Below are 22,324 nucleotides of genomic sequence, written 5' to 3'. Positions count from 1 at the left end.
ATAAAAAGGACTGATTTAGAATGAACTTCTAAATCAGTCCTTTTTTCATGTAATCAACTGGCTTCAATCGTCCGCTTTGTCTGTCCCGCAAGTGCGGCAATAACGAATCCAATGATTGCACCGATCATAGCCGGCACTAACCAGCCGATCCCTTGAGTATAGAAAGGAAGGAATTCAAGGGATTGACTGATGGCGGTCACGTCAATCCCGGCGGTTTTAATCCCATCAATTAAACTGATCAAGCCCGTTGGAATCAGGGCTCCCACGTAGACGAGAGAATAGCCGTTAAATCCGTTATGCATGAACGACAGTAAGATCAATACGATGGCCAATGGATAGATGAAGATGAGTACCGGTAATGATACAGCAATCAGCTGGGTCAACCCAATATTGGCAATAATCATACTAAATACAGACATGATGATCACTAACTTCGGATAAGATACAGGAAGAATCTTTGCGAAATATTGCGAACATGCAGAAACAAGTCCGACTGAAGTAGTGATACATGCAAACGTAATCGCCAGTCCCAGTATGATTGTCCCTGATGAGCCGAATAAATGACTCGCTGCCGCTGATAGAATGGCACCACCGTTAGCTTGAGTACCAATGGAATCTGTACTTGTAGCTCCAATGTAACTTAAGGATAAATAAACAAGTGCTAAACCGATGGCAGCGATGACTCCTGCAATGATCGTAATGCGCGTCAGGTTCGCTTTACTCGTCACACCACGGTCTTTAATGGAATTAATGACCACAATCCCGAATACTAAAGCGGCGATTGTATCCATCGTTAAATATCCCTCAATGAATCCCTTGAACAGCGCTCCATCTTGATAAGCGGGGTTCGGTGCTCCGAAATCTCCCATAGGAGTTACAATACTCTTGACCACTAAGATCGAAAGAATCAGAATCAGGGAAGGTGTTAAAATCTTTCCGATTCTGTCTACGAGCTTTGAAGGATTCATCGCAAGCCATGCGGTTAATCCAAAAAAGATGATTGTATAAATGAATAAAGGAGTTCCGTATTTTGCGACACCTTCGGGTAAAAATGGGATCACTCCGATTTCATAAGCAACCGTACCGGTTCTCGGAATCCCGAAAAATGGCCCAATGGCCAAGTACATCACAATCGTAAATACTAATCCATATAAAGGATGAACACGGTTTGCAAGTGTCTGAAGATCTCCACCAGATTTGGCGATGGCGATAACACCTAATAAAGGAAGTCCTACTCCTGTAATGAGAAAACCGATAATACCGGTCCAGACATGTTCCCCGGCCTGCTGACCTAAAAAGGGCGGGAAAATCATATTACCTGCTCCGAGGAAAAGAGCAAAGAGCATTAATCCTATCGTAAAGATTTGGCTGAATGACAGCGCTTTCTCATTCATATATACCCCTCCGTTTGTAATCGTTATCATAAGCAAAATTATCTTATCATAAGAATGTAGAAAAATGTCGAAAAACTAAATAGTCTTACAATTTAGTATATTTAAATAACTTTTCCGATTATTTCCTTTATGATTCTCGCAAAAATTCTGTCATTTTTCAATGATTATTTTTGGAAATTGCTAAAAATTATCGAATGATCTTAGAAAATTAGTATTACTACAATAATATCTTGCCCAGCATGTTGAATAAGATTTGGGTTCAGGATGATTTATGGTAAGATTAATGATTGAATATATTACTGTGAAATCTGCAGGTCACCATAGCAAAAGAAGGTGAAGTCTTGATTTATTTAGATAATAGTGCAACAACCAAGCCATATAAGGAAGTACTGGATACATTTCTTAAAGTGAATGAAAGCTTTTATGCAAATCCTTCATCGATTCATTCCTTTGGAGGGCAAATTGAGAAATTAATTCAACAATCCAGGGAACAAGTAGCTTCTTTATTAGATATAAAGCAGAAAGAGGTATTCTTTACCTCTGGCGGAACTGAATCGAATAACCTGGCGATAAAGGGGACGGCTATACAATACGGGCACAGAGGAAAGCATATTATTACGACGAAAATCGAGCACCCTTCCGTCCGGAGTGCCGTTAAACAATTAGAGATATTTGGGTATTCAGTGACCTATCTTGATGTTGATGCGCAAGGCAGAATTCAACCTGAACAAGTAAAAGACGCCATTAAGGAAGACACGATTCTCGTCTCTGTCATGCAGGTAAACAACGAAATCGGGAGTGTCCAGCCTATCCGGGAGATAGGAATGCTGCTGGCGGACTATCCAAAGATCCTTTTTCACGTCGATGCTGTTCAGGCTTGCGGGAAGGTCCCCCTTATTCTCCACGAAAAGCTTATTGATTTATGCAGCATTTCCGCTCATAAAATTCATGGCATTAAAGGAACAGGAATGCTATTCGTGAGGGACGGACTTGAGCTTTCTCCTATCATTTCAGGGGGAGAGCAAGAAGGGAATCTCAGAAGCGGTACGGAAAATACAGGTGGGATCGTGTCATTTGCAAAGGCATTAAGGATGCATCTTATCGAAAGTAAACAACAGCTTCCTAAAATGGAGGAAAACCAGCGATATTTAAGAGAAGAACTGGAAAAAATGGAAAGTGTGACCGTTCATACACCAGTGGAGCACCATGCTCCTCACATCCTTAACTTTTCTATAGAAGATTTCAAAGGTGAGGTCGTCGTTCACGCATTGGACCGACATGAGGTGTTCGTGTCCACAACAAGTGCATGTTCATCAAAGCAGAGTAAGCCAAGTCGAACCCTTCTATCGATGGGTGTTTCAAAAAGCCAGGCGAACAGCTCTATTCGAATCAGTCTATCTTTTCACAATACGATGGAAGAGTGTCGGCAGTTCATACAGTTACTAAAAAAGGAAATAGAATTATTACAAAAGACAATGAGGAGATCACGATGAATTATAATCGCATACTAGTCAGATACGGTGAAATTTCAACAAAAGGTAGAAACCGAAAGATGTTCACGGCGAAGCTACGGGAAAATATTTTGCAAGCATTGAAAGATTTCCCGACGATTTCAGTTTCAGCAAGCCGGGATCGACTGCATATCCAGTTAGGGGAAGAGAACGGGGAAGAGATTATTCCAAGATTGGAGAAAATCTTTGGAATCCAGTCCTTCAGTCCAGTTGTAAAAGTGGCTCAGGATATCGAGGAGATTAACCAATCAGGATTGGCTCTCGTGCAAAAGAGTTTTACACCAGGGAAAACATTCAAGGTGTCTGCCCGCAGAGCGGATAAAAAGTTCTCCATGGATACAAATGAATTGAATTACGAAGTGGGGTCCTATATCCTCCGAAATATGGATGGATTAAAAGTGGATGTGAAAAATCCAGATATAAACCTTAATGTAGAAGTAAGAAAAGAGGGGGTCTATCTTTCCTCGGAAATCTATCAAGGCTCAACGGGGATGCCGGTTGGTGCAAGCGGGAAAGCGATGCTCATGCTATCAGGAGGCATCGATAGTCCGGTAGCCGGTTATTTAACGATGAAAAGAGGCGTCGAGGTAGAGGCGGTTCATTTCCACAGCCCACCTTTTACAAGTGAGCGGGCAAAGCAAAAGGTGATCGACCTTTCCAAGAAACTGTCTGCATTCAGTGGAAAGATGAAATTGCATATCGTACCGTTCACGAAGATTCAGCAAACCATTCATGATCAGGTTCCTGAAAATTACACGATGACTTCAACGAGACGGATGATGCTCCGGATTGCGGACGAGATTCGTGAAAAGAATGAAGGATTGGCCCTGGTGACCGGGGAAAGTCTTGGACAGGTAGCTAGTCAAACGTTAGAAAGCATGCAGGCCATTAACGATGTGACGAATACACCCGTACTGCGACCGCTCATCGCCATGGATAAGCTTGAAATCATTGATATCGCTCAAAAGATCGATACACACGATATCTCGATTCTTCCATATGAAGACTGCTGTACCATTTTCACGCCTCCTGCACCAAAAACAAGACCTAAAAAAGATAAAGTGACGTATTATGAAAGCTTTGTCGATTTTGATACTCTTATTAAAGAAGCCGTCGATGGAACAGAAACCATTACGATCGATGGATCAACAGGTTCAGATGTAGAAAAAACCTTTGACGAGCTACTCTGAAAATTTAGGATTATTTACCAACCATTTTCCTTGTATGAAGCCATGTGTTTTTACACAATCTATACTCACAAGGAGGTGAAAACACATGGCAAACAACAGTTCAAATCAATTAGTAGCTCCAGGAGCTCAACAAGCAATCGACCAAATGAAATACGAAATCGCTTCAGAATTCGGAGTTCAACTTGGTCCAGATGCAACAGCACGCGCTAACGGTTCTGTAGGTGGTGAAATCACTAAACGTTTAGTTCAAATGGCTGAACAACAAATCGGTGGCGGATTTTCAAAATAATTAAATATAATGGCTACAAGGAGCGAGATTCTCTCGCTCCTTTTTAAATTTTCTTTTTGGCTCTATTAAAGTCTAATGTTGTTTTTTACTATGATGAAAGAGGCTGGAACAAAACTAAAAAACCACGATATAAGACGAACAATAGGTAGGTTCTTAATACCGCTAATGATTTCCGTGCAAGACTACGCTTTCCGCGGGTAACTCGTGAGCCTCCTCGGCAAGCCTGCGGGGTCTCACATAAGCTACTTTTCCCGCAGGAGTCTTCGTCTTGCTCTCCAATCAACCGCTGGAAATAGCTAAAATTCAATGTATCGAAAATAAATAATAGTCCGAATAAATATGCCTGATAGCAAGCAGATCTGTTCGTGTTTTTCTTAGACTAAAACACTTTTATCCCAGCCTCAATATGGTGTTATTCAATTAACGACCTCAATAATGAAAAAATTTTTAATGCTTTTATTGTTCTCTGATGATTTTCTGTGAATCACAATGTAATTGATAACGGGTGTAGAATTACCATTAATTCATATTCAATATTATAAAGGTTGGTTTTATCGATTAAATGCCGTTAAATTTGTTTCTGAAAAAAACTGTAAAAACATCTACAATAGGAGCTTCCTGGTCCTGTAGCGGAAATCAACTATAACTTTCTTCTCTAAGATAGCTACAAACTTTAAGAAAAGAGCCTTTTTCTTTGCAAGATGATGTTATTTTTTGATCGGATTTTGTAAATCACCCCTGATTTATGACCCTTTTGTCGAAAATCCTCATAATTTGTATATAGGAAAAATATAAACGAATAATTTTAAAAATTTGAATTATTTTGTATAATAGAGAAGAATCGACAAACAAGGGGGAGTCAGAATGAAGAGGGAAGAACTTATCGCACCAGAAAAGTACAATTTAGTAGAGGAAGTAGAGAAGTACGCAAGTGATCAACAGAAACTTGCAATTAAATGGGAAGATGAAGAGGGAACAAAAGACGAAATTACCTACCGGGAATTATTGAACAATGTAAATAGAATTGGAAACGTTTTCTTGGGTTCGAACCTGGAAAAAGGCGATGTCATTCTTGTGATGGTTCCCCGTTTAATTGAAGCGTACGCTGTGTACCTTGCTGCTCTTAAATCAGGGCTCGTGGTGATCCCGAGCTCAGAAATGCTTAGAACGAAGGATCTTGAATACAGAATCGACCACGGTGACGTGAAAGGAATTGTAGCTTACTCTCCATTTGTTGAGCAGTTTGAAAACGTAAGAGGAATGGAAAATCTCCAAAAGTTCGTTGTGGGAGACAAACAAGAAGGATGGATTGCGTTAGAGGAAGAGATGAAAACTGCTTCTGAAGAATTATCATTCGCTGATACAATGCGTGATGATATGGCGTTCCTTTCTTATACGTCAGGTACGACTGGAAACCCTAAAGGAGTGGTCCATACCCATGGCTGGGCATACGCTCACTTAAAAACGGCAGCACGTGAATGGCTATCCATTAATGAGGGAGACACGGTTTGGGCTACTGCAGGGCCGGGGTGGCAGAAGTGGATATGGAGTCCTTTCCTGTCTGTACTGGGATCAGGAGCCACTGGACTTGTGTATCAAGGGAAATTCGACCCTAATAAATATCTTCAATTGCTTCAGGACAATGAAGTCAACGTTCTGTGTTGCACACCAACAGAGTATCGCCTGATGGCCAAAGTGGATAATCTGGGATCCTATAAACTAAATCAACTACATAGTGCAGTATCGGCGGGAGAGCCTTTAAACAGGGAAGTCATCGATGCTTTTAAAAGACATTTTAATATAGAAGTCCGTGATGGGTATGGCCAAACGGAAAACACACTCCTCGTCGGCATCATGAAAGGCATGGAGCTGAAACCTGGCTCAATGGGGAAACCGACTCCCGGCAACAGAGTCGAAATCATCAACGAGGAAGGGTATCCAAGTGAAGTCGGAGAAGTTGGGGATATCGCGGTTCACGTAGACACACCTGCTCTATTCAAAAATTATTATAAAGATCCCGAGCGTACGGCGATGCAATTCAGAGGGGATTACTACATTACAGGTGATAAAGCGAAAAAGGATGATGATGGCTACTTCTGGTTTGAAGGGCGTGGAGACGATATCATCATCAGCTCCGGATATACCATTGGACCATTCGAAGTGGAAGATGCTTTAGTCAAGCACCCTTCGGTTCAGGAATGTGCCGTTGTAGGAAGTCCCGATGAAGTAAGGGGACTGATCGTGAAAGCCTTTGTCGTACTGCGAAATGATGTGAATCAAGAGGATCCCGAATTGATTCCTGCTCTTCAGCAGCATGTTAAAGACTTAACAGCACCGTACAAATACCCGCGTAAAATTGAATTTGTGAAAGAATTACCGAAAACAACTTCAGGAAAGATTAGAAGAATCGAGCTGAGACAAAAAGAAATGAATTCAGTTAAAAACTAATCAGGGATAGGGAGCCTATAGGGCTCTCTATTTTTATGAAAAGCTCATTTCGCAAAGAGTGTTGTCTATTAACATAAGGTCTGCTTGAGCTCTGTCAATCAGTATGTGCTAGATGGTGAGGGGAACTGCTCCGCTTTCCGCGGACGTTCGGCCGAGCCTCCTTAGCTTAGCCGAAGCCGAACGGGGGCTCGGCACAACCGTACTTCCGCAGGAGTCTACGAAGTTCTCATCACCATATAAAAAAATTGTGACAGAGTTTAAAGGTAATAAGAAAGACAAACTAAATAATTTAACTTTTTGGTTTTTATTTTAAACAGTCGTAAACTCAGCCCAGATCCGATTGAAATAGAGGTGAATATAACTAAGAATGAACAACACGCTTTTGGTAGATTTCGTTTTCAACTATATCATCATAGTAAGGATACCTGTCTCGGATTACCCTTTGAGTTAAATGATACAAACGCTCAACATATTTATAATAGGAGCTTTTGGTATTTGTTTATCCGTCATTAGGCAGTAAGAATATGAAGCACAGAGTGGATTGTAGTGGAAGGCAAGTGCCTGGAGCGGAAAGGAACGGTCCATGTTTTCACACTACCACTCATCTAAAGCAAAAATTCACTTTTGGCAAGTTATGCAAAGCCACAATGTTTACGAAAAGAGCCATGAAAAAGCTTTCTCTTTCAGATTCCTCCTATAATATGGTACATTTGAAAAACAGAATTTTTTTTATAAAGAAGGGATAAACATCATGGGCACTTTATGGAAAAACGGAATCATTTACACAATGCAAAAGGAAGGACATCATGTTGAAGCGGTCTACACGGAAGATGGGGTCATCAAAGGGCTCGGCTCATCTGACGACCTCGTGAAGAATGATCAATTCACGATAGAGTCCGAAGTAGATCTTCAGCAAAAAGTGATGTTTCCCGGGTTTGTCGATAGTCACATGCACCTGATCGGTCATGGCGAAACGTTAATGAGGCTCGATCTTTCCAGTATGAATAGTAAGCAGGAAGTATTAGAGGCAATAAAAGAAAAAGCAAAGGGCCTTGAGAAAGGTGAATGGGTTATTGGCGAAGGCTGGAACGAAAATCTCTGGAGTGATGCGGCGGTTTTAACCAAGCGGGAAATTGATGAAGTCGTACCGGCTCATCCTGTACTCCTGAAACGCATTTGCCGTCATGCCATGGTGGTTAATTCGCTCGCTTTAAAAAATGCAGGGATCGATGAGGGGACTCCCCACCCTTCTGGAGGATTGATTGAGAGGGATGAGGCTGGTGCATTAAACGGATTGTTAAAGGATAAGGCTCAGGATCTGATGATCGATGCATTACCGGCCATCTCCTCAGAGTATCTGGTAGGTGCCCTGACAAAAGGAATCGAAAGCTGCTGGGAGCACGGACTGGTTGGTGGTCATACTGAAGATTTAAGCTACTATGGAAACTTTAAGAAAACGTATGATGCATTTGTAAAAACGATCACCGAAGGCAAGAAAAAATTCAGGGCTCATCTATTGGTTCATCATGAAGTGATTGAAGATTGGAAGGCAGATGGTCACCATTTCCTCAGCGGCAATCCATTTATTGAATTCGGTGCAATGAAGATCTTTGCTGATGGGGCTTTAGGCGGCAGGACTGCTTTATTAAGCTATCCATATGCCGATGATCCAAGTACGACCGGAGTCAGCATCCATACAAACGAAAAACTTCTTGAACTTGTGAAGAAGGCTAGAAAGTATGATCTTCCGATTGCCGTTCATACGATTGGTGATCAGGCTTTTGAAAATGTACTCGATAGCATCATGAAAGTGCCATCTCACTATGGAAGACGGGATCGACTCATTCATGCCCAAATCCTGCGTAAAGAGCTGATCGAGAAGATAAAGGATCTTCCGTTAATTCTTGATATTCAACCAAGGTTCGTTGCGTCAGATTTTCCTTGGGTAGTTGAGAGACTTGGAGAGGAAAACATGCAGTATAATTATGCGTGGAAAACACTTTTTGAAGAAGGCATTCCATGTGCCGGTGGATCTGATGCGCCAATCGAGCCGATTAATCCGCTTTGGGGAATTCATGCGGCGGTTACGAGAACGAATCCATTGGATCCTGACAAAACAGAGTATCGTCCTGAAGAAAAGCTTACGATGTATGAAGCCCTCTCCCTGTTTACAAAGGGAAGTGCCTATGCCTGTCACCATGAAAGTGATAGAGGGCAGATACGTGAAGGATATACGGCGGATTTTACCGTTTTAGACATCGATCCGTTCAAAGTGGATGCCGATCAATTGTTAAACAAAGTAGTAGATATGACGGTTGTAGACGAAACCATCGTTTATAAAAAAAATAAATAATCATTGCCCCCAAAACTTTTCATGGATATAATGGAGATATTTCGGAAATAGAAATAGTTTTGGGGGTGTTTTTATGAAGCAGAATGATCAAGCTGGAATCATCTACACAGCTTTTTCATATTTTTTATGGGGAATTCTCCCGATCTATTGGAAATGGTTAAATCATGTTTCCGCTTATGAGATTCTCGCTAACCGCATTTTTTGGTCCTTTTGGTTTATGCTCTTATTTTTATTCGTAAGTAAACGCTGGAAGGACTTTCACGTATATTTAAAAACATCTTTAACGAAAAAGAAGCAGCTGTTTGCATTACTACTTGCTTCTTTATTGATCAGTACAAACTGGTTTATTTATATATGGGCCGTGAATACAAATCAAATGGTGGAAGCGAGCCTTGGGTATTATATTAATCCCCTGGTGAGCGTATTGTTAGGGGTATTTATCCTGAAGGAAAGCTTGTCAAAAACTCAAATGGTCTCATTTGGATTGGCGGCGGTCGGGGTTCTGATTTTAACAATTTCCTACGGTGACTTCCCATGGATCGCTATCGGTCTTGCATTCTCTTTCGGTTTATACGGATTAGCCAAAAAGCTCATCCAAGTCGAATCATCCATCGGCCTGACCCTGGAAACCATGACCATCGCACCGCTATCACTGCTCTACCTGGGCTATATGTACAATGAAGGTTCCCTGTCTTTATTCCATGTATCGTCAGGGACGGACCTCTTATTGATGGGTGCCGGGGCAGTAACCGCAATCCCATTATTGTTCTTTTCAAAGGGTGCTCAACAAATCCCGCTTTATATGGTCGGATTCCTGCAATACATTGCACCGACCCTCACGTTGATACTCGGCATATGGGTCTATAACGAAACATTCTCATTCACCCATCTCATCTCGTTTATGTTCATATGGCTCGCATTAACGATTTTCACAGCTTCAAGAGTGCAGTATGCCAGAAAGCGAAGACGGGAAGCGAGATTGTCCGCTTGATAAAATGCGAAACGCTCCAGCATGTGCTGGAGCGTTTTGTATAGGGACGCCTTGGTTTTGTTCACATTTTGGCGCAATAAACGAGAGAAGTGACACAAGTTTGGTTGAAAGTGGCGCAAGTTTACCCGTAAGTGGCACAAGTTAGCCTGGTTTTGGCACAACAGAGGGGTTCTGATCCCATTCCCATTATTTTATAAAAACGATCGCTTCACTTTCTCCCAGAACGAATTATCCTTTAATTTTACCGTTTTAATGATTTTATCGCTTAACTTCGCTTCGACTTTTTTCACGTGTTGAATACTAAGAGCCTCATTGTCCATCCCCATTGCAGGGTAGTCATTACCGTCCTGAACAATTTTAAGAACCAAGCTGCGCTTACCGCTTAGAATGAAGGAAGACCCGAGCGTACGGTAGCGGTTATTATTCAAGGACGCCATCTCACTTACTTGAATACAAGGCAGCATCGGATCCACGACTGCTCCGCTGACCGATTTATTATAAGCGGTACTTCCTGTAGGCGTCGCAATGATCATCCCATCTCCGCGGAACGTTTCGAAATGATTATCATCGATGAATACGTCCATGACGAAGGTTTTGATGATGCCGGAGCGGATGCTGAATTCATTAAGGCAATGGAAGGAGGTTTGGTTATCAACTGTAATTTCAATGGTCGGATATTTGCGTACCTCGATTTGCTCGGTTGTCATCGCTTCAATCATTTTGGATGTGTCATCAATATGGAAGTCACAATACATACTCAGAGTACCACCTGTTGAAACACCTGCATACAAGCAATCCTGTCTGAAGCCGGTTTTGCGCACGGCTTGAAGAAATGTTCCATCCCCTCCGATACTGACGATGATATTCGCTGTTTTTGGAGAATCAACAATGTTGAAATCATAACGGTTGGCAAGCTCGTATAATCGGTCCAGCTTTGCCTGCATCCCTTCTTCATGTAAGGCATAGAAATAAATATTTCGACGGTTATTCATCGTATGTACCTCCTCAAATAAAAAATAAGATAATTTTTCCCATTTCCATGAAATTTTGCTAGAATCTAACTTAGTGAATATTCTATCATGTTTTCACATGAGAATGATATTCATATCCTTACATAAGATAGGGTAAACAAGGGAGGAATATACAAGATGAATGCAAAAAGATGGACGGCATTAGGTATTGCTGTTGGGTTATTCTTTGTTTCTGTCGTAGTCAATTTCGCTACATCTGCAGCGACGGGTGACTTTAATAAAGCATTTGAAGACATGCTTGGCGCAACAGATAATCCTTTTTCAGAAGAAGTGATTGATGAGGGGAATGCCCAGAAACGAATCGCTGTTTTAGAGGTAGAGGGTGTCATTCAGGATACTGGCGGCGCTAATTCTCTATTTGAAAGCCCGGGATACAACCATGAACTCTTTATGGATAAGCTGGATGCGGTTCAAAAAGATAAATCTGTCAAAGGGATTATTTTAAAAGTGAATTCCCCTGGTGGCGGCGTAGTGGAGAGTGCTCAAATCCATTCAAAGCTTGTAGAAATCATGGATAAAGCGAAGAAGCCGATTTATGTATCAATGGGGGGCACAGCAGCTTCCGGAGGTTACTACATATCTGCACCGGCTACGAAAATATTCGCCAGCAAAGAAACACTGACCGGTTCACTGGGTGTGATCATGCAAAGCATCAACTACTCAGAATTAGCTGAAAAGTATGGAGTCGATTTCGTGACCATCAAGAGCGGACCATACAAAGACATCATGAGCCCGACACGTGAAATGACGGAAGAAGAGAGAAAGATTCTTCAATCCATGATCGATAATTCCTATGAAGGCTTTGTGGATGTCATTGCGAGTGGCCGTGAAATGTCAGAAGCAGAGGTCAAGAAAATTGCAGATGGAAGAGTATATGATGGAATCCAGGCCAAAGAAGTCAATCTAATTGACGAATTCGGCTATGTAGAGGATACCATTGATGCCATGAAAAAAGATTATAAGTTAAAAGATGCTCAAGTATTTGAATATACTGCAGGCGATCCTTTCTCAGAATTCTTCAGTATGGGTGCAAAGAAAATGATAGGGCAGGACATGGAAGCAGCGGCATTAATGAAGCTGCTATCTAAACCAAATTCTCCGCGATTAATGTATCTATACTCTGAATAAGGAAGGTGAATGAAGTGAGTGACATACAAGATCGTTCTGTACTACATGATGAAGAGCAGGAGCGGATCGAAATCGATTCCCCTTCTCCTGATCAATCAAGGCTCGTGAACCACGATGGATATTACTTAGCAGGTTTTTGGATAAGATTTTGGGCGTACTTAGTTGACCTTATCGTGATTGGCAGCATTACACGATTAGTAGTGAATCCAGTCTTTAAACTATTGGATATTTCACTTTCAGAAGGCTCCATGTTTGCGCCGATTTCGATATTAACGAGTATCGTCTTTTATGGATACTTCGTCTTGATGACCAAATACTTCAGCCAAACGATCGGTAAAATGGTGTTCGGCATTAAGGTAATCGATTTAAAAGGAAGGAAGCCAGCGTGGGGAACGATTATATTTAGAGAGCTGATCGGTCGATTTATCTCTACCACGATCTTTATTCTCTATGTGGTTGTAGCCTTTACAAATAAAAAACAAGGAATACATGATTTGTTTGCCGATACGACGGTGGTTCAGGAAAAGAAGCAGCTGGAATTTAAGCCTGCACTTTAAATAATTGTTGTTTGAAAACCAAACCTGTTTATATGGGTTTGGTTTTTTTATTGAGGGAAGTATTGCTCATTTACATTAAATGTAAAATGGCGCAATAACCGTTAAAAATGACGCAAATTATTGAAAAACGACGCAATAACGCTAGAATAGACGCAATAATTGAAAATACGACGCAATTCCAATGGGAAACGACGCAATTATTAAAAAGCAGACGTTCAGATTGCCCTCAAGTGCCGCAATATTCATCCCTTGACCATCAAATAATTCTCTTTTCCCCATAAAACAAGCCCGATCCCCATATAAAATCTCTCTTCCCTAGTTTATTTTCCCAGGTAAAGGCCATAATAAGAGGTTGAAGGGTGTGAAAATATGAGCTGGTGGATTTGGGCATTATTAATCGCTATGGCACTTATCTTGTTGATCTTATTTCTTCTGATTATAACGAAGCTTACCGTTACTCTCTCGCTGTACCACGGAAATGATAATGACCATTTCAAGGTGAAGCTTAGAGCATGGTTTGGCTTGCTAAAATATACAATCGATATCCCGTTGGTCAAACTCGATGACGATGGTCCGAATGTCGTATTTGAGGAAGAGAAGAAAAAAGGCAATGAAAGCGATCCATCAAATAAGAAGGTTTCTAAAAAGAAAATCACTCCAAATGATTTTATAGATAGTTTGAATGATACAAAGCAGATCATCATACATGTCCAGTCACTTCACAGAATCATCAGGTCGTTTCTTAAGAAAGTCAAATTGGATGATGTGCAATGGAAAACGTTATTCGGCACTGGCGATGCAGCTTCAACAGGGACGTTAACAGGAACAATCTGGGGAATGAAAGGAAGTATCATCGGGATTCTGAGCGGTTATATGCGCCTTCAATCCATGCCCGTCATAGAGGTGACTCCGACGTTCCAGCATGCTGTGATCCAAACGCAATTTTCATGTATTATCCAGTTTCGCATAGGGAATGCTATCCTAGTAGGTTTCAAGATTCTTCGGTATTGGAGAGGTGGTATGGTTAAGTTCAAGACAAAGCCCCTTTCCACACTTTCTGGAGAAAAACATTCAGTTTAATAAGGAGGTCTTTACATGTCAGAACATCCTATTGAAGGTCTAATGACCACGGCAATGGAAAATTTAAAAGAAATGATCGATGTGAATACGATTATCGGTGATCCCGTTGAAACACCCGATGGAAGTGTCATCCTGACTGTATCAAAGGTTGGCTTTGGATTTGCTGCAGGCGGAAGTGAATTTATCATTGATGGTGGTAAAGGAAAAGATGATGGCGGTGGAAAAGGCGGAGACGGAGGTAGTGACAAGTCATCTCCTAAACAGCAGCCATTTGGTGGAGGTAGCGGGGGTGGCGTCTCCATTACGCCGATCGCTTTTTTGATCGTCAGTTCAAAAGGAATCAAGATGCTCCATTTAGATGAAAGCACTCATCTGATCGATCGCCTGCTGGATCTTGCTCCTGGTGCCATCGAAAAGATTCAGGGTATGATGAAAAAGGACGAGAACAGTCAGGGTAATCACAATCAAAAACTTGATCTGTAAAAGATAAAGAGCTTACTCGAATATGAGTGAGCTCATCTTTTTTTTGAAAAGAACCCCTATGATTTGCTTTACTGTATCGTTTTTCTGTACTATAAACATGTACATATTATTATGGAGGAGGAACAAATAATGGCAAACATTACATTTAAGAATAACCCTGTCACTCTATTAGGTAATGAGGTGAAAGTGGGGGATAAAGCTCCTAACTTCACAGTATTAGCTAATGATTTATCGGAAGTCACACTGAATGATTCCAAAGGCAAGGTGCGTTTGATCAGTGTCGTTCCTTCCATCGATACAGGTGTTTGTGATGCACAAACAAGAAAATTCAATGAAGAAGCAACCAAGTTTGATAATGTAGAAGTATTGACGATTTCTGTGGATCTTCCATTCGCTCAAAAGCGCTGGTGTGGAGCAAACGGTATCGAGAATGTTCAAACGCTTTCGGATCACCGCGATCTTTCTTTCGGTGAAGCATTCGGCGTGCACATTCAAGAACTGCGTCTGCTTGCCCGTGCCGTATTCGTGATCGACAGCAACGATGAAGTAACGTATGTGGAATATGTAAGTGAAGCAACAAACCACCCGGATTATGACGCTGCCGTTGAAGCAGTGAAGAACGCTAAATAATTCCGTACCAACTGAACAATGCTTAGACATGCTGACCTGATTTTCAGATGGTCAGCATTGTTTTTTTTACAATCGTTATGGACAAAGGTAAAATAGATGAATGAAATTGTGATAAAGGAATGAATGCCGATGATTAATTCGCCAGTCGAATCATTATTTGGAATAATCGATGAAACTGCTACACTGCTGCAAGAGGAATTAGCATGCAGTTATTTAGAAGCCGTTGCCGAAACGGGAGAAAATCTTTTTCAGGGTGATGTCCTGCAAGAAGAAGTTAGTGAACTGACGAAGAAACGCCTTAATAAAAAGTACGATGAAGTGAGCCTCTCTCAGCTGGAGAATGAAAATATTCGTAAAGCCTTTCAATTCGCGATACTAAAAGGAATGAAAGAAAACGTACAGCCCAACCATCAAATGACACCGGACTCTCTTGGGTTATTTATCAGCTACTTAGTCAATAAGTTCACTCGTGGAATGGACAAGCTAACGATCCTGGACCCGGCGATCGGAACAGGAAACCTCCTGACGACGGTTCTAAATCAAATGCCAGGAAAAGAAACACAATCCATCGGGGTCGAAATTGATGAAGTATTAATCAAACTCGCATACGTGGGGGCCGATCTTCAAAAACACCCATTACAGCTCTTTAATCAGGATTCCATCGAACCGCTGTTTATCGATCCTGTAGACCTTGTGTTATGTGACCTGCCTATCGGTTATTACCCGAACGATCTGAGAGCACAGGATTATGAGTTGAAAGCAGAAGAAGGCCATTCATATGCCCATCATCTGTTTATTGAACAAAGCCTGAAGCACACGAAAGAAGGAGGATACCTTTTCTTCATCGTGCCAAATGGACTTTTTGAATCTCCATACAGCACACAGCTGCAAACGTATTTGAAAGAAAAGGCAGACATCCAAGGCTTCTTACAGCTGCCTCTTTCCCTATTCAAAAACAAAAACTCAGCGAAAAGCATCCTTATCCTTCAAAAGAAAAAAGATGGCCAGAAGCCACCTAAAGAAGTATTGCTTGCACAGCTGCCAAGCCTATCGAATCAACGAGCCCTGCAGGACATCATGTCTAAGATCGATCAGTGGCTTGCACAGAATAAACAATAATTTATTACAGGACTGCCAATGGCGGTCTTGTTTTTTTGTGTTTTACACTCCTGCTGTTACGGGTATGAAGGAAACAAGGTATTCGATTTTTGGATATCGATATTTAATTGGGTTTTTTAACTGTTCTTTGGATTTATCCGACAAAATTCGCGCGACCTCCAAGCTCCCACTTCCACTCTACTATCTCTTATCACTACGAATTCTGTTTTTTGCGAAAATATTTAATTTAACATGAAAACGATGTCATTTCAAGCTTTTTCTTGAAATAGAGGGGAGTCAGTGATTTAATGGGGAATTGAGAGATAAAAAATGATTCAATGAACAGAATAAATAAGAGACAAGAGATCGAAAACAAAAGGAGCGATACAACGTGGCAAAAAAAGTGATTGCAATTAATGCTGGAAGCTCTTCTTTAAAGTTTCAGCTTTTTGATATGCCTGAAGAAACGGTTATTACAAAAGGTCTTATTGAACGTATCGGACTGAATGATGCGGTATTTAATATAACGGTGAACGATGAGAAACGTGAAGAAGTGACAGATATTCCGAACCATGAAGTAGCGGTAAAGATGTTGCTTGAAAAGCTGACAGGCTATGGCATCATCGATTCACTTGATGAAATCGACGGGATCGGGCATCGTGTCGTACATGGTGGCGAGGTCTTTAATGAATCCGTTCTGATCACGGACGAAGTAGTGTCTAAGATTGAAGAACTTTCTGATCTGGCTCCACTTCATAACCCGGCAAACCTGACGGGTATCAAGGCATTCCATAATGTATTGCCGAATGTACCTGCGGTTGCTGTCTTTGATACAGCATTCCACCAATCCATGCCGGAAAGCTCGTTCTTATACAGCCTTCCTTATGAGTACTATGAAGAATACGGAATCCGTAAGTATGGTTTCCACGGTACTTCCCATAAGTATGTGTCTGAACGTGCTGCGGAAATGCTTGGCCGTCCGAAAGAGCAAGTTCGCTTAATTTCTTGTCACCTTGGTAATGGTGCAAGTATCGCAGCGATCGAAGGCGGTAAATCCATCGATACGTCAATGGGCTTCACTCCTTTAGCAGGTGTTGCCATGGGAACTCGTTCAGGTAATATCGACCCGGCCCTTATCCCGTTCATCATGGAGAAAACAGGATCAACGGCTGATGAAGTATTGAACATCCTGAATAAGAAATCCGGTATGCTTGGTGTATCCGGATTCTCAAGTGACCTTCGTGATATCGAGCAACAGGCTTCAGAAGGTAACGAACGTGCGGAACTGGCTCTTGAAGTGTTCGCCAACCGTATCCATAAATATATCGGTTCCTATGCATCCCGCATGTACGGTGTAGACGCAATTGTCTTCACAGCAGGTATCGGTGAAAACAGTACGCTTATCCGTGAAAGAGTCCTTCAAGGCTTGGAATTCATGGGCGTATACTGGGATCCGGCACGCAACAAGGTACGCGGTAAAGAAGCATTCGTTAACTATCCGCATTCACCTGTAAAAGTCATGATCATTCCAACAAACGAAGAAGTCATGATTGCACGTGATGTAGTGGAAAAAGGAAATATCTAATAAATTTACAGGATTGCCATTTAATTGATGGTGGTCCTGTTTTTTATTTGATAAATACTTTAGTTTCTAGTTGTAGAAAACGTTATTTTTCGACAAAAGGATAACATTTTTTTCAGGATTGCTTCTGTGATAGGGGATTATGGCGGACAAGGTAGTTGATTCCTTTGTTTGGATCACCTTCGAGAAAAAATCATGCGAGATATGATGGCCATCATGACAGATTAACGATTATCGTGCGGGTAATCGGTTTTTCATGCGCCATTTTGATTTATCATGCGCCATTTCAAATAATCGTGCCGCGATGTCGAATTTTCTATGCACCGTCTAACATGCATTTCGTTCAGCAACGGGCTTTACTGACTATTCCAAACACTTCTCCTTAACAAAAGGATTGTCCACCCATATATGGTATACTATACGTAATTTAAGGAATGTAAAAGGAGTGGGAGAAGTGAATTGGTCAGAACGAGATAAGCAGGTATGGCAGTCGATCAAAACGTGGAGAGAAGAATTATATGAATACGAAGCGAATGATTTAGAACATACATATGTGAAATGGTTGGATTACGCATTTGAATCCATCCCTGAAGATGTTCAGGCCCAATTTTTCCAGCGCCTGGATGGCTGGTTGTTCCACATGCACTCTCTTATTCAAGGTTCACAGATGCAAAATGACGCACGTGAGCGCATCCTTGTGACGGCACGAGCCTTTAATCAAGACATTCAGACGGTCGAGGATCTTCATTATTTAACGATTGATCAGCTGCATTACATAGCGGAACAGCATGCGGGACGACATCGCATCTACTCTCTGTTACAAGGAGGGGTGACGGGGACTGGCGGCTTGGTGGCGATCGGTTCGGATCTGCCTGCCATGCTCGTCATCAATCTTCGTTCGGTGCAGCTCATTGCCATCACCTATGGATTTGATGTTCAGACCCCATTTGAAATGATGACGTCACTGAAGGTGTTTCATGCAGCTACCCTTCCTTCAAGGCTCCGTGCCCTTGCCTGGGAAGATCTGATGGAGGATTTAAATAAGAAGGATTCCAATTACTTCTATGATGGATCGGAGCAGCTGACAGACTATACGTGGCTGGAAGGATCCATGAAACAGGCGCTTAAAGCAATGGCCATCACCATGTTCAAAGGGAAGAAGTGGTCCGGTCTTCCCCTTGTCAGCATCGCCATCGGAGCAGGGTCCAATTATCAGCTATCCAGAAAAATCACCGATTTTGCCGAAAAATATTATCAGTACCGCTATTTGCGTGAAAAGAAAAATGACCAATAAACGAAGGGGAATGATGCAATCACATCATTCCCCTTTTTGTTTTTTCCGGATTGGTCCGGTACCAGATCCATAAATCATTGATCTCTGAAGCTCTCTCAGAAATCTCTCCATTGATCATGCAGGATCTGTCGAAATTTTCTTCCTGAGCCAATCCCGCCTGCAATCTCTCAATTTCCACTTCAATTTCCTGGATCCGGTCAGGAATCGTCCCTCTCACCCGCTCCCATTCAAGAAGAACCTTTTCCTGTTCTAAAGAAGAATAAGACGGCCAATCCTTCGAGAGTCGGGGAAGATGGATTCCGAGCCTTGAATTATATGAGAAAAATTCGTTCTTCATCTATATGGATGCTCCTTACGTTTCATTCTTCTTACATCCTACAATAAATTAACCGACAAGCCCAGTGCTAAGGCAATCTCACAGTCCACCAATAAAATATTTATACAAATTTATGAATAAGTATTGATGTATCTCTCATTAACTGCTAATATAAATTCATCTTAAAGAATAAATATTCATTATATATAAAATCAACAGGAGGAGATACGGATGAATAAAAAAGTGGTATTAGCCTATTCAGGTGGTTTAGATACGTCGGTTGCGGTTCAATGGTTAAAGGAAAAAGGTTATGAAGTAATTGCATGTTGTCTGGATGTAGGGGAAGGAAAGGATTTAGATTTTGTTCAAGCAAAGGCGTTGAAAGTTGGAGCTTCAAAAAGCTTTGTGATTGATGCAAAGGAAGAATTTGCGAATGAATATGCCCTTCTTGCATTACAAAGTCACGCCATGTACGAAGGGAAATATCCACTGGTATCTGCACTATCAAGACCTTTGATCGCCAAAAAACTTGTGGAAATTGCTGAACAGGAAAATGCAACGGCAGTCGCACATGGATGTACCGGAAAAGGAAATGACCAGGTGAGATTTGAAGTCTCCATCGCCGCATTGAATCCTTCTTTAGAAGTGATTGCACCGGTTCGTGAATGGAAATGGTCACGTGAAGAAGAGATTGAATATGCGAAGGACAAAGGTATTCCTATTCCGATCAATCTTGATTCTCCTTATAGCATCGACCAGAATTTATGGGGAAGAAGCAATGAGTGTGGGGTTCTTGAAGATCCGTGGGCTGCTCCTCCAGAAGATGCATACGATTTAACATCCAGCATTGAAGAATCACCGGACTCGGCTGATGTGGTCGAAATTACGTTCTCAAATGGTGTACCTGTTGAATTGGATCACGTTGCATATCCACTGCATGAGATCATTTCAAAGCTTAATGTCATCGGTGGGAAGCACGGGGTCGGCCGTATCGATCACGTGGAGAATCGTCTGGTCGGGATCAAGTCACGTGAAGTGTATGAATGTCCAGCTGCCGTCACGCTGTTAAAGGCTCATAAGGAACTGGAAGACCTCACGCTAGTGAAAGAGCTAGCTCATTACAAACCTGTGATCGAGAAGAAAATGACGGAATTGATTTATGAAGGATTATGGTTTTCACCACTGAATCAAGCATTGAAAGCATTCCTTGATCAAACACAGGTGTATGTGAATGGTGTCGTACGCGTGAAATTATTCAAGGGGCATGCCATTGTGGAAGGAAGAAAATCGCCTAATTCCTTATATGATGAAAAACTTGCGACCTATACAAAAGCGGATGAATTCGATCATGATGCTGCCGTTGGATTCATTCAATTATGGGGTCTGCCGACAAAGGTTTCAGCAATGGTCAACGCTGAAAAGAAGGAGAAAGTGACTCTATGAGCAAGCTCTGGGGAGGACGTTTCACCAAGAAACCGGAAGAGTGGGTGGATGAATTCAACGCATCCATCTCCTTTGATCAAGAGCTAGTTCTAGAGGATATTGAAGGAAGCATCGCTCATGTAACAATGTTAAAAAAATGCGGGATTTTGACTGTCAGTGAAGCAAATCAAATCCTTGATGGACTTCATGTGCTGTATGGGAAGGCCGAAAAGAATGAACTTCAGTTTTCCGTCGAATATGAAGATATTCACTTGAACTTGGAGAAGCAGCTGATTGATTTAATCGGTGAGGTGGGCGGTAAACTTCATACAGGCAGAAGCCGAAATGACCAGATAGCGACCGACATGCATCTGTTTCTCAAGAGACGAGTGAAGGAAATCGTTACACTTGTTGAGGATTTTCAGCAGGCAATCATTGTTCAGGCCGAAGAAAATGTTGAAACGATCATACCTGGATATACTCATCTTCAGCGTGCTCAACCAATTTCGTTCGCCCATCATCTTATGTGTTATTTCTGGATGATCAATCGGGATAAGGAACGACTTGTTGACTCTCTTAAAAGAATCGACATATCCCCATTGGGCGCCGGGGCACTGGCTGGTACGACATTCCCGATTGACCGGAAATATTCAGCAGAGCTGCTCGGCTTCGGGTCTTACTATGAAAACAGTCTCGATGCGGTAAGTGATCGTGATTTCATCCTGGAATTCCTGAGCAACAGTTCGATTATGATGACCCATCTATCCCGCTTAGCGGAAGAAATGATTCTATGGTCCACGGAAGAGTTTCGATTTATCGAGCTCGATGACAGCTTCACGACAGGCAGCAGCATAATGCCACAAAAGAAAAACCCGGATATGGCGGAGCTGGTCAGAGGGAAAACAGGAAGAGTGAATGGGAATCTCATTTCCCTTCTTACCGTTTTAAAAGGCTTGCCTCTTGCATACAACAAGGATATGCAGGAAGACAAGGAAGGTATGTTTGATACTGTTAAAACGGTAGTCGGATCCCTGAAGATATTCACGGGAATGATCTCTACGATGAAAGTGAACACGAAACAAATGGAGGAAGCGGTAGGGAATGATTTCTCCAATGCGACGGAACTTGCCGACTATTTGGCGACGAAAGGGATTCCGTTCAGACAAGCCCATGAAATCGTCGGAAAGCTGGTGCTTTATTGTATTGAAAAAGGCTGCTATCTGAAGGATGTATCTTTGGAGGAGTACGGTGAATTTTCTTCATTGATTGAAGAAGATATTTATTCGATTTTGACTCCGTATTCGGCGGTTGAAAGAAGAAAGTCTTATGGAGGTACCGGGTTTGAACAAGTGAAGGTTCAGATTGAGAAGGGGAAAACTCATTTGAAAACCTTTATAACTCAATCTGTGTAGAAGAAGGCTGCTATTAAAACTTTCTGCCATAAGCGAGTATTAGTTGATTTCCGCTCCAGGTGCTCGCTTTCCGCGGGGCGTGAGTTGAGCCTCCTCGGGCTTTGCCCTGTGGGGT

Annotated in this window: 20 protein-coding genes; 16 read left to right on the top strand and 4 right to left on the bottom strand. The window is 41.8% G+C overall.

Annotated features, from left to right (window positions below):
* Nucleotides 1–53: 53 nt before the first annotated feature.
* Nucleotides 54–1,394, bottom strand: coding sequence for a branched-chain amino acid transport system II carrier protein (gene brnQ, locus ACYH0O_RS19510; protein ID WP_482629998.1), 1,341 nt, complete (start codon nucleotides 1,392–1,394; stop codon nucleotides 54–56).
* Between the two features lie 341 nt (nucleotides 1,395–1,735).
* Between brnQ and ACYH0O_RS19505 the strand changes: the two genes are divergently transcribed.
* From ACYH0O_RS19505 to ACYH0O_RS19495, 3 genes are all read left to right on the top strand, one after another.
* Nucleotides 1,736–2,887: a cysteine desulfurase family protein gene (locus tag ACYH0O_RS19505; RefSeq protein WP_482629997.1), complete on the top strand. Its 1,152-nt coding sequence runs from the start codon at nucleotides 1,736–1,738 to the stop codon at nucleotides 2,885–2,887.
* On the top strand, nucleotides 2,884–4,095 hold the full coding sequence (thiI, locus tag ACYH0O_RS19500; protein ID WP_482629996.1) for a tRNA uracil 4-sulfurtransferase ThiI: 1,212 nt from the start codon (nucleotides 2,884–2,886) through the stop codon (nucleotides 4,093–4,095). Before ACYH0O_RS19505 ends, thiI begins: the two co-directional genes overlap by 4 nt.
* Nucleotides 4,096–4,180: 85 nt before the next feature.
* The gene (locus ACYH0O_RS19495) at nucleotides 4,181–4,384 is read left to right on the top strand and encodes an alpha/beta-type small acid-soluble spore protein (protein ID WP_482629995.1); all 204 of its coding nucleotides are present in this window, start codon (nucleotides 4,181–4,183) and stop codon (nucleotides 4,382–4,384) included.
* A gap of 88 nt (nucleotides 4,385–4,472) precedes the next feature.
* Here the strand turns inward: ACYH0O_RS19495 and ACYH0O_RS19490 are convergent, their stop codons facing one another.
* Nucleotides 4,473–4,667, bottom strand: coding sequence for a hypothetical protein (locus ACYH0O_RS19490; protein WP_482629994.1), 195 nt, complete (start codon nucleotides 4,665–4,667; stop codon nucleotides 4,473–4,475).
* A gap of 581 nt (nucleotides 4,668–5,248) precedes the next feature.
* On the opposite strand from ACYH0O_RS19490, the gene mbcS reads away from it, so the two are divergent.
* From mbcS to rarD, 3 genes are all read left to right on the top strand, one after another.
* Nucleotides 5,249–6,832: an acyl-CoA synthetase MbcS gene (mbcS, locus tag ACYH0O_RS19485; protein WP_482629993.1), complete on the top strand. Its 1,584-nt coding sequence runs from the start codon at nucleotides 5,249–5,251 to the stop codon at nucleotides 6,830–6,832.
* Between the two features lie 751 nt (nucleotides 6,833–7,583).
* Nucleotides 7,584–9,185, top strand: a complete 1,602-nt coding sequence (locus ACYH0O_RS19480) for an amidohydrolase (protein ID WP_482629992.1) — start codon at nucleotides 7,584–7,586, stop codon at nucleotides 9,183–9,185.
* 73 nt (nucleotides 9,186–9,258) lie between these two features.
* Nucleotides 9,259–10,176, top strand: a complete 918-nt coding sequence (rarD, locus tag ACYH0O_RS19475) for an EamA family transporter RarD (protein ID WP_482629991.1) — start codon at nucleotides 9,259–9,261, stop codon at nucleotides 10,174–10,176.
* Between the two features lie 191 nt (nucleotides 10,177–10,367).
* Here rarD and ACYH0O_RS19470 read toward each other — a convergent pair whose 3' ends face one another.
* Nucleotides 10,368–11,168, bottom strand: coding sequence for an NAD kinase (locus ACYH0O_RS19470; protein WP_482629990.1), 801 nt, complete (start codon nucleotides 11,166–11,168; stop codon nucleotides 10,368–10,370).
* A 156-nt stretch (nucleotides 11,169–11,324) separates the two neighbouring features.
* Between ACYH0O_RS19470 and sppA the strand changes: the two genes are divergently transcribed.
* The 8 genes from sppA to ACYH0O_RS19430 all read left to right on the top strand — a co-directional run bounded on the left by sppA (nucleotide 11,325) and on the right by ACYH0O_RS19430 (nucleotide 19,059).
* Nucleotides 11,325–12,335 carry a signal peptide peptidase SppA gene (gene sppA / locus ACYH0O_RS19465; RefSeq protein WP_482629989.1) on the top strand — a complete coding sequence of 337 codons (1,011 nt, stop codon included), beginning with the start codon at nucleotides 11,325–11,327 and terminating at the stop codon, nucleotides 12,333–12,335.
* 71 nt (nucleotides 12,336–12,406) lie between these two features.
* The gene (locus ACYH0O_RS19460; protein ID WP_482632619.1) at nucleotides 12,407–12,892 is read left to right on the top strand and encodes an RDD family protein; all 486 of its coding nucleotides are present in this window, start codon (nucleotides 12,407–12,409) and stop codon (nucleotides 12,890–12,892) included.
* A 369-nt stretch (nucleotides 12,893–13,261) separates the two neighbouring features.
* Nucleotides 13,262–13,972 (top strand): DUF2953 domain-containing protein, encoded by a 711-nt coding sequence (locus ACYH0O_RS19455; RefSeq protein ID WP_482629988.1) that lies wholly within the window; start codon nucleotides 13,262–13,264, stop codon nucleotides 13,970–13,972.
* 15 nt (nucleotides 13,973–13,987) lie between these two features.
* A complete protein-coding gene (ytfJ, locus tag ACYH0O_RS19450) occupies nucleotides 13,988–14,455 on the top strand; it encodes a GerW family sporulation protein (RefSeq protein ID WP_482629987.1) in 468 nt (155 codons plus the stop codon).
* Nucleotides 14,456–14,584: 129 nt separating this feature from the next.
* Complete coding sequence (gene tpx, locus ACYH0O_RS19445; RefSeq protein WP_149157128.1) at nucleotides 14,585–15,085, top strand: thiol peroxidase; 501 nt, start codon at nucleotides 14,585–14,587, stop codon at nucleotides 15,083–15,085.
* A gap of 132 nt (nucleotides 15,086–15,217) precedes the next feature.
* A complete protein-coding gene (locus tag ACYH0O_RS19440) occupies nucleotides 15,218–16,204 on the top strand; it encodes a class I SAM-dependent methyltransferase (protein WP_482632618.1) in 987 nt (328 codons plus the stop codon).
* 370 nt (nucleotides 16,205–16,574) lie between these two features.
* Nucleotides 16,575–17,768, top strand: a complete 1,194-nt coding sequence (locus ACYH0O_RS19435) for an acetate kinase (RefSeq protein ID WP_482629986.1) — start codon at nucleotides 16,575–16,577, stop codon at nucleotides 17,766–17,768.
* A 451-nt stretch (nucleotides 17,769–18,219) separates the two neighbouring features.
* Nucleotides 18,220–19,059 (top strand): EcsC family protein, encoded by an 840-nt coding sequence (locus tag ACYH0O_RS19430; protein ID WP_482629985.1) that lies wholly within the window; start codon nucleotides 18,220–18,222, stop codon nucleotides 19,057–19,059.
* A 19-nt stretch (nucleotides 19,060–19,078) separates the two neighbouring features.
* Here the strand turns inward: ACYH0O_RS19430 and ACYH0O_RS19425 are convergent, their stop codons facing one another.
* A complete protein-coding gene (locus tag ACYH0O_RS19425) occupies nucleotides 19,079–19,396 on the bottom strand; it encodes a hypothetical protein (RefSeq protein WP_482629984.1) in 318 nt (105 codons plus the stop codon).
* Nucleotides 19,397–19,606: 210 nt separating this feature from the next.
* Here ACYH0O_RS19425 and ACYH0O_RS19420 point away from each other — a divergent pair, with 210 nt between their 5' ends.
* Both ACYH0O_RS19420 and argH read left to right on the top strand, forming a co-directional pair.
* Nucleotides 19,607–20,818, top strand: coding sequence for an argininosuccinate synthase (locus tag ACYH0O_RS19420; protein WP_482629983.1), 1,212 nt, complete (start codon nucleotides 19,607–19,609; stop codon nucleotides 20,816–20,818).
* Nucleotides 20,815–22,209, top strand: coding sequence for an argininosuccinate lyase (gene argH, locus ACYH0O_RS19415; protein WP_482629982.1), 1,395 nt, complete (start codon nucleotides 20,815–20,817; stop codon nucleotides 22,207–22,209). Before ACYH0O_RS19420 ends, argH begins: the two co-directional genes overlap by 4 nt.
* The last annotated feature ends 115 nt before the right edge of the window (nucleotides 22,210–22,324 follow it).

It is taken from the genome of Rossellomorea sp. H136 (assembly GCF_056838065.1).
Note: the sequence above shows the minus strand (reverse complement) of the source record. Positions and strands in the feature narration are given on the sequence as shown.

Excerpts from the sequence above, each read along its gene's own strand:
- tpx (WP_149157128.1), top strand. The coding sequence starts at position 14,585 with ATGGCAAACATTACATTTAAGAATAACCCTGTCACTCTATTAGGTAAT.
- ACYH0O_RS19495 (WP_482629995.1), top strand. The coding sequence starts at position 4,181 with ATGGCAAACAACAGTTCAAATCAATTAGTAGCTCCAGGAGCTCAACAA.
- mbcS (WP_482629993.1), top strand. The coding sequence starts at position 5,249 with ATGAAGAGGGAAGAACTTATCGCACCAGAAAAGTACAATTTAGTAGAG.
- brnQ (WP_482629998.1), bottom strand. The coding sequence starts at position 1,394 with ATGAATGAGAAAGCGCTGTCATTCAGCCAAATCTTTACGATAGGATTA.
- ACYH0O_RS19455 (WP_482629988.1), top strand. The coding sequence starts at position 13,262 with ATGAGCTGGTGGATTTGGGCATTATTAATCGCTATGGCACTTATCTTG.
- ytfJ (WP_482629987.1), top strand. The coding sequence starts at position 13,988 with ATGTCAGAACATCCTATTGAAGGTCTAATGACCACGGCAATGGAAAAT.
- ACYH0O_RS19480 (WP_482629992.1), top strand. The coding sequence starts at position 7,584 with ATGGGCACTTTATGGAAAAACGGAATCATTTACACAATGCAAAAGGAA.
- ACYH0O_RS19470 (WP_482629990.1), bottom strand. The coding sequence starts at position 11,168 with ATGAATAACCGTCGAAATATTTATTTCTATGCCTTACATGAAGAAGGG.
- ACYH0O_RS19420 (WP_482629983.1), top strand. The coding sequence starts at position 19,607 with ATGAATAAAAAAGTGGTATTAGCCTATTCAGGTGGTTTAGATACGTCG.
- ACYH0O_RS19425 (WP_482629984.1), bottom strand. The coding sequence starts at position 19,396 with ATGAAGAACGAATTTTTCTCATATAATTCAAGGCTCGGAATCCATCTT.
- argH (WP_482629982.1), top strand. The coding sequence starts at position 20,815 with ATGAGCAAGCTCTGGGGAGGACGTTTCACCAAGAAACCGGAAGAGTGG.
- thiI (WP_482629996.1), top strand. The coding sequence starts at position 2,884 with ATGAATTATAATCGCATACTAGTCAGATACGGTGAAATTTCAACAAAA.
- rarD (WP_482629991.1), top strand. The coding sequence starts at position 9,259 with ATGAAGCAGAATGATCAAGCTGGAATCATCTACACAGCTTTTTCATAT.
- sppA (WP_482629989.1), top strand. The coding sequence starts at position 11,325 with ATGAATGCAAAAAGATGGACGGCATTAGGTATTGCTGTTGGGTTATTC.